We start from the raw sequence: 11,507 nt of genomic DNA, 5'->3' as shown, positions 1-11,507 counted from the left end.
TGCTTGACGGTCCGGCCCTCGCCACATCTTTCATGTTTGCGATGCGGTGCCGAAAGGTGACCGCCATTTCGCCCCACCGGCCGCCTTGCTCCCTTGGGCGGCCGGCAGGGCGAAGCGACAGCAACAACGGAGCAGCTCGATGACTGCGGTGGTATCGCAAAGGCTCAAGCCATCTGGCTTCAGGATCAGCAAGCGGGTGCTGCCCTATGTGCTCAGCCTGCCGGCCTTGCTGGTCTGCATAGGCATCCTGATCCCGTTCCTGACCTCGGTCGTTTACTCGTTCCAACGCTATCGTCTGAGCCAGCCCTGGGCGCGCCAGTTCAACTGGGGCGACAACTACATCTCCTTCTTCACCGACCCGAAATTCTGGAACACGTTGAAAGTGTCGCTGCTCTATGCCGGCACCACGGTCGTGCTGGAACTGCTTCTCGGTCTCGCCATCGCGCTGCTGCTGCAGAAGCGGTCGACGCTCAACAACTTCATCTCGATCATGCTGTTGATGCCGCTGATGACGGCGCCCGCACTGGCAGCACTGATGTGGAAGCTGATGACCAATCCGGGCTTCGGCGTGCTGAGCTATCTCGCCGGCCTCATCGGGCTGCAGGATTTTCGCTGGGCGTCGTCACCGTCGACGGCGCTGTTCACCGTCGTGCTGGTCGACATCTGGGTCTACACGCCCTTCATCATGATCCTGCTGCTTGCCGGCCTGCGCAGCCTGCCGACGCAGCCCTTCGAGGCCGCCGCGCTCGACGGCGTGCCGAGGAGCTTCGTCTTCTTCCGCATCACCTTGCCGATGCTGACGCCCTACATCCTGACGGCGACCTTGTTTCGCCTGCTCGATTCCATCCAGCAGTTCGACATCATCTACGCCATGACACAGGGCGGGCCGGGCGACACACTGACCGTGTTCCAGGTCGAGGCCTATCTCAACTTCTTCCAGTCGACCAATGTCGGCCGCTCGGCGGCGCTGATGATCATCCTGTGGGCGATCACCTATTTCCTCTCCAACATCTTCATCAAGAACTGGCTCAGGCTGCGCGAACGCGCCCGCGGCCAGGCATAGGAGGCGGCGATGGAACATACCTCGCTTTTCGAACGCATCCTGCGCGGCGCGGCACTGACGCTGGTCGTGATCTTCTTCATGTTCCCGATCCTGTGGATCTTCATGATGTCGTTCCAGACCAACGAGACCATTCTGCGCATCCCGCCGCAGCTCATCTTCGAACCGACGCTCGCCAACTACACGGCGTTGATCACCGGCAAGCTGATGACGGCCGCCGGCACGCTCGACATCGCCTTCATGCGCAACCTCTGGAACTCGGTATTCCTGTCGGTGACCTCGGTGGCGGTTTCACTGCTGCTCGGCGTGCCGGCGGCCTACGCCTTCGCGCGCCACAAATTTCGCGGTTCGGAAGACATCGCCTTCACGCTGCTGTCGTTCAAGTTCGCGCCGGCACTTCTGGTGCTGCTGCCGCTGACCCTCTATTTCCAGAAGCTCGGCCTGGCCAACACCTATATCGGGCTGATCTGGGTCTACCAGTTGATCTGCCTGCCGCTGATCCTGTGGATCGTGCGCGGCTATTTCGAGGATATTCCGGCCGACATCGAATATGCCTACCGCATCGGCGGCCATTCCTGGTTCGCCACCTTCCGCAAGATCGCGCTGCCGCTCGCCGGCCCTGGCATCGCGGCGGCCGGCCTGCTTGCCTTCATCTTCGCCTGGAACAATTTCGTTTTCGCGCTGGTGTTGGCTTCGGCCGACAAGCAGCCGGTGACGGTCGGCGCGTTGGCCTTCATCACTTCATCGGGCATCCAGTACGGCCAGATTTCGGCGGCCATAGTCTTGTCGATCACGCCGACGCTGGCGCTCGCCCTTTACGCACAGCGCTATCTGGTCGAGGGCCTGTCGCTCGGCGCGGTGAAAGGATAGAAATGGCCAGCCTCGAACTCAGAAACGTCGTCAAGCGCTACAAGAGCCAGACCGTCCTCGACAATCTGTCGCTGACCGTCGCCGATGGCGAAACGCTGGTGCTGTTTGGTCCCTCGGGCGCCGGCAAGACTGTGCTGTTGCGGCTGGTCGCCGGCGTCATCGATCCGGACGAAGGCAAGATCCTCATCGGCGGCGAGGACATGACCGATGTCGACGCGGAATTCCGCGGCGTCGGCATGGCGTTCCAGAATTTCGCGCTGTTTCCGCATATGAGCGCTTTCGACAATATCGCGACGCCGCTGGCGGCCAAGCGCTCGTCGCAGAGCGCGATCAAGGCCGGTGTCGAGAGCGTCGCCAAATTGTTGAAGATCGGCCATGTGCTTTCCCACAAGCCGCGCGCGCTCTCCAACGGCCAGAAGCAGCGCACGGCCCTTGCCCGCGCTTTGGTCGGTTCGCCGCCGCTGCTTCTGCTCGACGATCCCTTGCGCAATGTCGACGCCAAGCTGCGTTTCGAGATGCGGCTCGAACTGCCGCGGCTGCTCGCCGATCGCGGCGCCACCGTCGTTTACGTTACCCAGGACTACAAGGAAGCCATGGCGCTCGGCGACCGCATCGCGGTGATGTCGCAAGGCGTCATCAGGCAGCTTGGCACGCCCGAGCAGATCTATCGTGAGCCGGCCAACGTCGAGATCGCGCGGCTGTTCGGCGATCCGACCATCAACCTGCTCGACGTCAAGCCCGGGCGCGATGCCCGGGGGGTCTATGTCGGCCTGTCCAACGTACAGGTCCATCTCGCCGATGCTCCGGAGGCCGCCATCGGCCGCGACTGCATCATCGGGCTGAGACCCGAGGCCCTGCATTTCGTTGGCGAAAACGAACCCGGCGCCATTCCGGTAACGGTCGAGGCGGAGACGCCGCTCAACGAAAAGATCGTCACCCTGGTGCGCACCGTGCGCGGCCGTGAAATCCTGGTCTCGCGCCCGGCCGGAACGCCGGGGCGCAGCGAAGGCAAGGCGCATATCGCCGTCGACGGCAAGAGCGCCCTGCTGTTCGATCGGGCGAGTGGCGAGCGCATCGGCGCCAGGAATGTCGTCAAACTGCGCAACGGAGAAGCGGCATGAGCCCGAGCGCGCTCACCATATCAGGCGTCGACAAATTCTATGGCCCGATCGACAGGGGCGTTCACGCCGTCAAGAACCTGACGATGGAGATCGGCAAGGGCGAAATCGTGGCGCTGCTCGGCTCGTCGGGCTGCGGCAAGACCTCGACCTTGCGAATGATCGCTGGCTTCGAGGAGGTGTCGCGTGGCGCGATCGCGGTCGCCGGCCGCAAGGTACACACCTTGCCGCCGGTCAAACGCAATGTGGCGATGGCCTTCGAGGGCTATTCGCTCTATCCGCCGCTCACCGTGCGCGAGAACATGGCCTTTGCCCTCAAGGCCGCAAGGCTGCCCAGGAGCGAGGTCGACGCCAAGGTCGCCAGCATCGCAAAGCTGCTGGAGATCGAGGACATATTGGAGCGCTATCCCAGCTCCATTTCGGGTGGCCAGCAGCAGCGCGCCAGCCTTGGCCGGGCGCTGATCCGCGAGGCCGACCTGCATCTGCTCGACGAGCCGATGGGGCAGCTCGAGCCGCAGCTTCGCGCCGTGCTGCGCGGCCGCATCAAGCACTTCATCAAGGAACGCGGCCTGACCGCGATCCTGGTCACCCACGACCAGACCGAGGCGAACGCGCTGGCCGACCGCATCGCGGTGATGGAGGGCGGCGTGCTGCAGCAGTTCGACACGCCGGACCGGATCAAGGAGCGCCCTGCGAACCTGTTCACCGGCACCTTCGTCGGCGAGCCGCCGATGAACGTCTTCGAAGCCTTTGTCGGCACGACCGCCGGCCGCATCAGTCTCAAGCTGCCCGACGGGCTGTCGCTCGACTACGACAAGGACGCCTTCAGCACTCCGGTTCGCGACCAGCTGCTCAGCCGCGAGCGGGTGGTCATCGGCATCAGGCCCTATGCGGTCAGGCGCTCGAAGGAGGGTGTTCCGGCCAGGGTCTCGGCCAACCAATGGCTCGGCGACCAGACCCACATCGCCGCCGACTTCGCCGGCGGCTCGCTGGTCCTGGTGGAGCATGACCGCACCCGGCTCGACCTCGGCGCGCCCATCAATGTCAGCATCGATCCGAAGAACCTGCACGTCTTCGACCAGGCGAGCGGCAAGGCGATCTCGCACGGCATGGAGCTCGCATGATGCGCGATCTATTAATAGGCATCGATGCCGGCACTTCCGTCATCAAGTCCATCGCTTTCGACACGAAGGGCCGCCAGATCGCGGCCGCGGCAACGCCGAACCATTACGAGACGCTGCCGGGCGGCGGCGCCGAACAGGATCTGGCCCGCACATGGGCCGATGCCGCCACCACCTTGCGCCAGCTTGCCGACAAGGTGCCCGATCTCGCCAGCCGGACCGTCGCCATCGCGGTGACCGGGCAGGGCGACGGCACCTGGCTGATCGACGGCAAGGGCGAGCCGGTGGCCAAGGGTTGGCTCTGGCTCGACGCGCGCGCCGCCGGCGTCGTCGAGGAAATCCGTGCGCGGCCCGATGACCGGCTGCGCTTCGAGAAGACCGGCAGCGGGCTCGCCGCCTGCCAGCAAGGCTCGCAGTTCGCCTTCATGAAACGCACCATGCCCGAAATGCTCGGCAAGGCGGCGACCGCGTTCCACTGCAAGGATTGGCTCTATTTCAAGCTGACCGGCGAACGCGCCACCGATCCGTCCGAAGGGACCTTCACTTTCGGCGACTTCCGCACCCGTGACTACAGTGGGGACGTGCTCGACGTCCTCGGCGTCGCCGATCTCAGGCACCTGCTGCCGCCGATCGTCGACGGCACGAGCCACAGCGCCGGACTGTCGCCGGCCGCCGCCGAAGTCACCGGCATGCTTGCCGGCACACCCGTCGTGCTCGGTTATGTCGACGTCGTCTGCACCGCGCTCGGCGCCGGCCTCCTCGACCGCGAGCGCAAGCCCGGCTGCTCGATCATCGGTTCCACCGGCATGCACATGCGGCTGGCCGAGACCCCTGATGATGTGCAGCTCAACGAAGCGGCGACCGGCTATACGATGGCGATGCCGGCGCCGGGCGTCTTCGCGCAGATGCAGTCCAACATGGCGGCGACGCTCAACATCGACTGGGTGCTTGGCCTCGCTTCCGGCATCCTCGCCTCGCAAGGCATAACCCGCAGCAATGGCGAGATGATCGCGCTGGTCGATGCCTGGATCGCGGCCTCGCAGCCGGCTTCGCTGCTCTACCAGCCCTACGTGTCGGAAGCCGGCGAGCGCGGACCGTTCGTCGATGCCAATGCCAGGGCAGGCTTCGTCGGCATTTCGTCGCGTCACGGCTACGCCGATCTGGTGCGCGCCGTCTTCGAGGGCTTGGCCTTCGCGGCGCGCGATTGCTACGCCGCCATGGGCCCGCTGCCACGCGAAATTCGCCTGACCGGCGGCGCCGCCAGAAGCCCGGCGCTGCGCAAGATCCTGGGTGCGGCCATTGGTGCCGACACGCGCACCAGCGCGCGCGAGGAGGCCGGTGCGGCCGGTGCCGCAATGATCGCGGCGGTCTGCGTCGGCCAATACGCCTCCATGGACGAGTGCGTCGGCGAATGGGTGACGCCGCTGCTCGGCGAGGCCGAGCCGCGCGACCCGGATCTCGCCGCGATCTACGACAGGATGACCCCGTCCTACATGCTGGCGCACCAGGCCCTGCGGCCGGTCTGGCGTGCCATGGCGACATCGCAGGAAAATTGAGAAGTCGAGTATGCTGAGGAAAATAGCGATCATTGGCGACAACTTCATGCTGCCGGAGGTGTTTCGCGCCAAAATCGAGAAGGTGGCCAGTGGCGACCTCGATATCAGGACATTGCAGACGGCCTGGCCCGACGAGCCGATGGAGTTCGGCAACGCCGCGCTCGGCCTCGACAAGGTCAAGGAATATTTCGGCCATCCCGACGAGGTCGTCGACTTCATCGACGATGCCGAAATCCTCGTCACCCAGCTTGCGCCCCTGTCGGAGGGCATGATGCGGCGCCTGCCGCGGCTCAAGCTGGTCGCGGTGTCGCGCGGCGGCCCGATCAACATCGACATGGAAGCGGCCAGGGTGCACGGCATCACCGTGGTCAATGTGCCCGGCCGCAACGCCACTGCCGTGGCTGAGTTTACCATCGGCGCCATCCTGGCCGAGACGCGGCTGATCCGGGTCGGCCACGAGGCCTTGCGCAAGGGGGAATGGCGCGGCGATCTCTACCGCGCCGACCGCACCGGCCGCGAGCTCGGCGAAATGACCGTCGGCGTGGTCGGCTACGGCAATATCGGCACGAAGGTGGTGCGCCTGCTGCGCGCCTTCGGCTGCCACGTCCTGGTCAGCGATCCCTATGTGCAACTGAGCGCCGAGGATCGCAACGCTGGCGTCGAACTGGTTGCGCTCGACGACCTCCTGTCGCGCTCCGATGTGGTCACGCTGCATTCGCGGGTGACGCAGGAGACACGCGGTCTGATCGGCAAGGACACCATCGCGCGGATGAAGCCGGGCGTGATCTTCGTCAATACGGCGCGTGGCCCGCTGGTCGACTACGACGCACTCTACGAGGCGCTGGTTTCAGGGCAGATCGCCAGCGCCATGCTGGAAACCTTCGCGGTCGAACCGGTGCCCTCGGACTGGCCCTTGCTGCAGCTGCCCAACGTGACGCTGACGCCGCATATCGCCGGCGCTTCGGTGCGCACCGTGACCTATGCCGCCGAGCAGGCCGCCGAGGAAGTGCGCCGCTACCTGGCCGGCCTGCCTCCGGTCAATCCGTGCTGAGAGCGATGGCCATGATGCGAAAATCAGGCAGTGGGGCGACGGCAAGATGAGCGTCGGCCCTGACATAGTCGACCTCTTCGTCATTGGCGGCGGCATCAATGGCGCCGGCATCGCGCGCGACGCCGCCGGCCGCGGGCTTTCCGTCATCCTGTGCGAAAAGGACGATCTCGCCGAAGGCACCAGCTCACGCTCGGGCAAGCTCGTCCATGGCGGTCTGCGCTACCTCGAATACTACGAGTTCCGCCTCGTGCGCGAGGCGCTGATCGAGCGCGAGGTGCTGCTGGAATCGGCGCCGCACATCATCTGGCCGATGCGCTTCGTGCTGCCGCACAGCCCGGACGACCGGCCGGCATGGCTGGTGCGGCTCGGCCTCTTCCTCTACGACCACCTCGGCGGCCGCAAGCGGCTGCCCGCCACGCGGACGCTCGACCTGCGCACCGCGCCCGAGGGCGCGCCGATCAAGGACAGTTTCAAGCGCGGCTTCGAATATTCCGACTGCTGGGTCGACGATGCCCGCCTCGTCGTCATCAATGCGCTCGACGCCGCCGAACGGGGAGCGAAGGTCCTCACCCGTACCGCCTGCACCGCGGCCCGCCGCGAGGGCGGCCTCTGGGTTGTCGAGATGCGCGACGTCAGGACCGGCATCAAGACCAGCGTACGGGCCCGCGCGCTGATCAATGCCGCCGGCCCTTGGGTCAACGACATCGTCAACCGCGTTGCCGGCCAGAACTCCAGGCGCAACGTCCGCCTCGTCAAGGGCAGCCATATCGTCGTGCCCAAATTCTGGGAGGGAAGGCAGGCTTATCTCGTCCAGAACAACGACAAGCGCGTCATCTTCATCAATCCCTACCAGAACGATCTAGCCTTGATCGGAACCACCGACATCCCCTACGAGGGCCGGCCCGAGGATGTGAGGGCGGATGAGAGCGAGATCGATTACCTCATCAAGGTGGTCAACCGCTATTTCAAGCGCGGCCTTGCGCGGGGCGACGTGGTCCATTCGTTCTCCGGTGTCCGGCCGCTCTATGACGACAACGCCGACAATCCGAGCGCGGTGACGCGCGACTATATTTTCGAACTCGACGCGCCGGACGCGCAGGCGCCGCTGCTCTCCGTCTTCGGCGGCAAGATCACCACCTTCCGCAAACTGGCCGAGCATGCGCTGGACAGGATCGCACCGTTCTTTCCCAGCATGGGCAAAGCCTGGACCGCGAGGGCGCATCTGCCCGGCGGCGACATCGCCAATGCCGACTTCGAACAGTTTCTTGGCAACCTCGCAAGCGAGTATCCATGGATGCCGGCATCGCTGCTCAAGCATTACGGCCGGCTCTACGGCACCAGGACGCGGTCCGTGGTCGGCGGCGCCCGATCGCTCGCCGCACTGGGGCGGTGCTTCGGCAAGGATTTCTTCGAGCGCGAGGCGAACTACCTCTTTGAACAGGAATGGGCGGAAGACGCGGCCGACATTCTCGAACGGCGCACCAAGCATGGCCTGCATTTGTCCGCCGAGGAGAAGTCGGCCTTCGAGCACTGGTGCGCCAGCCGGCAGGCAAGGGCAGGCTGATGACGCTCATTGCCCCTGTTCGGCGCCGGCGTTGAAGGGATCGCGACCTTGGCTTTCACGCTCTCCCTCAACACCAATCCGCTGGTCAACCGCTTCGCCGAGCCGGACGATCTGATCGATACCGTCGCCTATGAGATCGGCATTCGCGACGTTCAGCTCACGCATGAATTCGTCAACCCAGGCTGGCCGGCGGCGACGATCGTCAAGTTCGTCCGCCTGTTCCGCAACGCCTTGGATCGCACCGGCGTGCGCGTCACCTCCGGCATGACCGGCCCCTATGGCCGGCTGAACCATTTCGGCCATCCGGATGCCGATGTGCGCCGCTACTATGTCGACTGGTTTAAGACCTTCGCCGATATCTCGGCCGAGCTTGGCGCTGGCGGCATGGGCACGCAGTTCGCCATTTTCACGCATCGGGACTATGACGACCCCGCCCGTCGCGCCAGGCTGTTCGACATCGCGCTGGACTGCTGGCGCGAGGTCGCCGACCACGCCCGGGCGGCGGGCCTGACCTATCTGTTCTGGGAGCCGATGTCGGTCGGTCGCGAATTCGGTCACACGATCGAGAATTGCCGGATGCTGCAGGACGCGATTGACGCGGCCGGCATGGCCATTCCGCTGGAGATGATGGTCGACATCGATCATGGCGACGTCACTTCCTCCAATCCGGCCGACATCGATCCCTATGCCTGGGCCGAAGCTTTTCCCCTGAAGTCCCCGATCATCCACATCAAGCAATCGTCGATGAACAAGGGCGGCCATTGGCCATTCACCGCGGCCCACAACAAGGACGGCCGCATCACGCCTGAGAAGCTGCTGGAGACGGTGCGACGCGGCGGCGGCACCGACAACGAAATCTGCCTGGAACTATCCTTCCGCGAGCGCGAGCCGGTCGACCATCAGGTGGTCGCCATGATCCGCGAGTCGGTCGATTATTGGGCACCGTTCATCGACGCCGGCAGGGCGGGGATTTCGCCGAAGGACGGATAGAAATCAGACAGGAGCCGATGCGGCTCCTGTCCATAAAATGCAACCGGATCGAACTCAGGCGAATTTCGGATCGAGGCTGCCCGCCTTGTAGCGCTTGGCCATTTCCGAAACCGGCAGCGGCTTGATCTTCGGCGCATTGCCGGCGGTGCCGAACTGCTCGAAGCGCTCCTTGCAGAGCTTCCTCATCGCCGCCATCGCCGGCGTCAGATATTTGCGCGGGTCGAACTCGCTGGGATTTTCGGTCAGCACCTTGCGGATCGCGCCGGTCAGCGCCATGCGGTTGTCGGTGTCGATGTTGATCTTGCGCACGCCATGCTTGATGCCGCGCTGGATCTCTTCCACCGGGACGCCCCAGGTCGGCTTCATCTGGCCGCCATATTTGTTGATGATCTCCTGCAAGTCCTCCGGCACCGAGGACGAGCCGTGCATGACCAGATGCATGTTCGGCAAGCGGCGGTGGATCTCCTCGATCACGTTCATCGCCAGCACCGCGCCGTCGGGCTTGCGCGAGAATTTATAGGCGCCGTGGCTGGTGCCCATGGCCACCGCCAGCGCATCGACATGGGTGTCGCGCACGAACTGCTCGGCCTGCACCGGATCGGTCAGGAGCTGGTCGTGGCTGATCGCGCCTTCGACGCCGTGGCCGTCTTCCTGCTCGCCGCCGCCGCTCTCGAGCGAGCCCAGCACGCCGATCTCGCCTTCCACCGACACGCCGCCCCAATGCGCCATGTCGACGACGCGCCGTGTGATACTGGAATTATAGGCATAGTCGGCTGGCGACTTGCCGTCTTCCTTGAGCGAGCCGTCCATCATCACCGAGGTGAAGCCGTGCTGGATCGCGGTGACGCAGGTGGCTTCGTTGTTGCCATGGTCGAGATGCATGCAGACCGGGATGTCGGGATGGATTTCGACCAGCGCGTCGATCAGCTTGGCCAGCACCACGTCATTGGCGTAGGCGCGCGCGCCGCGGCTCGCCTGCAGGATGACCGGGGACTTGGTCTCCTCGGCAGCCTCCATGATGGCGAGGCCCTGTTCCATGTTGTTCATGTTGAAGGCCGGCACGCCATAGCCGTATTCGGCGGCGTGATCGAGCAATTGTCTCAGTGTGATGCGAGCCAACGATTAGTCTCCCGTATCTGGTTTCGAACTGTGGTTGCGGGCCGCCCGCGCATCGTTCAGCCCACCGATGCTTCTGGCCGGAATCCCGCGCAACCGCAACCGTGACAGACCGTCCCGGCAGCAATTCTTGTTACAGCGGCGCGATAAAAGCCGGCGAAATATCCCACGAAAATATCCCATTATCACAAAAATCATGATACCTATGCGATCATATCTGTTATATCTTCGTTCGATCAAGGAGCCAGGGTTCTGCGTTGGCGGGTCGGCGAGAATGAAGAGCGACAACAGACGCCAAGGCATTATGGACTTCCTGGTGGACGCCGGCGCGGCGAGCGTCGACGATCTTGCCTCCCGCTTTGGCGTCTCCAGGATGACCGTGCATCGCGACCTCGACGAGCTCGAGGAGAGCGGTTTGCTGCGCAAGGTGCGCGGCGGCGCCTCGATCCAGCCGAGCAGCCTTTTTGAAAGCGATTTCCGCTACCGGCAGAAGCAGGCGATCGGGGAAAAACAGCGCCTTGCGGCGGCGGCCGTGACCATGATCGAACCCGGCCAGACGGTCATCATCGACGACGGCTCGACCGCGGGCGGTATCGCGCGGTATCTCGCCGATCTCAGGCCGCTGACGGTGATCACCAACAATCTCGCCGTCATCCAGGACCTGGCCGGTGCCGCGGGCATCAACCTGATCGCGCTCGGCGGCCAGTACTCGAAGAAATTCCACGGCTTCTTCGGCCTGCTCGCCGAGGCTTCGCTGCGGTCGCTGCGTGCCGACGTCACCTTCCTGTCGTCGTCCGCCATCCATGGCGCCTCCGCCTTCCATCAGGACCAGGAAGTGGTGCAGGCCAAGCGACTGATGATGGCCGCGGCGACACGCAAATATCTGCTGGTGGATCACGGCAAGTTTGGCCGCAGCGCGCTGCATTTCCTGACCGATCTCAAGGCTTTCGACGCCGTCTTCACCGGGCGCGAGCCGGAGCCCGGGATGCGCGACACGCTGGATGCGGCTGGCGTCTCGCTGAGGGTGGTTGCCGACAAGGATTGACGATCAAACAGGGATT

The 11,507-nt window shown here is 64.5% G+C and carries 10 protein-coding genes; 9 read left to right on the top strand and 1 reads right to left on the bottom strand.

From position 1 onward, the window contains the following. Nucleotides 1–139: 139 nt before the first annotated feature. Genes LB524_RS03450 through LB524_RS03415 form a run of 8 tightly spaced genes read left to right on the top strand, consistent with a single transcriptional unit; the run spans nt 140 to nt 9,330 of the window. Nucleotides 140–1,063, top strand: coding sequence for a carbohydrate ABC transporter permease (locus LB524_RS03450; RefSeq protein WP_224523697.1), 924 nt, complete (start codon nt 140–142; stop codon nt 1,061–1,063). A gap of 9 nt (nt 1,064–1,072) precedes the next feature. Next, nucleotides 1,073–1,930 carry a carbohydrate ABC transporter permease gene (locus tag LB524_RS03445; protein ID WP_140715182.1) on the top strand — a complete coding sequence of 286 codons (858 nt, stop codon included), beginning with the start codon at nt 1,073–1,075 and terminating at the stop codon, nt 1,928–1,930. Between the two features lie 2 nt (nt 1,931–1,932). Next, complete coding sequence (locus LB524_RS03440) at nt 1,933–3,051, top strand: ABC transporter ATP-binding protein (protein WP_224523694.1); 1,119 nt, start codon at nt 1,933–1,935, stop codon at nt 3,049–3,051. Then, complete coding sequence (locus LB524_RS03435; RefSeq protein WP_224523692.1) at nt 3,048–4,172, top strand: ABC transporter ATP-binding protein; 1,125 nt, start codon at nt 3,048–3,050, stop codon at nt 4,170–4,172. The genes LB524_RS03440 and LB524_RS03435 overlap by 4 nt, the downstream gene beginning before the upstream one ends. Then, nucleotides 4,172–5,725 (top strand): FGGY-family carbohydrate kinase, encoded by a 1,554-nt coding sequence (locus LB524_RS03430; protein WP_224524018.1) that lies wholly within the window; start codon nt 4,172–4,174, stop codon nt 5,723–5,725. Before LB524_RS03435 ends, LB524_RS03430 begins: the two co-directional genes overlap by 1 nt. Before the next feature lie 10 nt (nt 5,726–5,735). After that, nucleotides 5,736–6,776, top strand: coding sequence for a 2-hydroxyacid dehydrogenase (locus tag LB524_RS03425; RefSeq protein WP_181177807.1), 1,041 nt, complete (start codon nt 5,736–5,738; stop codon nt 6,774–6,776). Nucleotides 6,777–6,822: 46 nt separating this feature from the next. After that, complete coding sequence (locus tag LB524_RS03420; RefSeq protein ID WP_140617409.1) at nt 6,823–8,340, top strand: glycerol-3-phosphate dehydrogenase; 1,518 nt, start codon at nt 6,823–6,825, stop codon at nt 8,338–8,340. Nucleotides 8,341–8,388: 48 nt separating this feature from the next. Next, nucleotides 8,389–9,330 carry a sugar phosphate isomerase/epimerase family protein gene (locus LB524_RS03415; RefSeq protein WP_224523689.1) on the top strand — a complete coding sequence of 314 codons (942 nt, stop codon included), beginning with the start codon at nt 8,389–8,391 and terminating at the stop codon, nt 9,328–9,330. 54 nt (nt 9,331–9,384) lie between these two features. Here LB524_RS03415 and fba read toward each other — a convergent pair whose 3' ends face one another. Beyond that, nucleotides 9,385–10,449 carry a class II fructose-bisphosphate aldolase gene (fba, locus tag LB524_RS03410; RefSeq protein ID WP_224523686.1) on the bottom strand — a complete coding sequence of 355 codons (1,065 nt, stop codon included), beginning with the start codon at nt 10,447–10,449 and terminating at the stop codon, nt 9,385–9,387. Between the two features lie 271 nt (nt 10,450–10,720). Between fba and LB524_RS03405 the strand changes: the two genes are divergently transcribed. Next, complete coding sequence (locus LB524_RS03405) at nt 10,721–11,491, top strand: DeoR/GlpR family DNA-binding transcription regulator (RefSeq protein ID WP_224523683.1); 771 nt, start codon at nt 10,721–10,723, stop codon at nt 11,489–11,491. Nucleotides 11,492–11,507: the final 16 nt, after the last annotated feature.

Source organism: Mesorhizobium sp. ESP6-5 (assembly GCF_020164695.1).
Taxonomy (GTDB): domain Bacteria; phylum Pseudomonadota; class Alphaproteobacteria; order Rhizobiales; family Rhizobiaceae; genus Mesorhizobium; species Mesorhizobium australicum.
The sequence above is the reverse complement of the archived record's forward strand: the minus strand, read 5'-3'. Positions and strand labels throughout refer to the sequence as shown.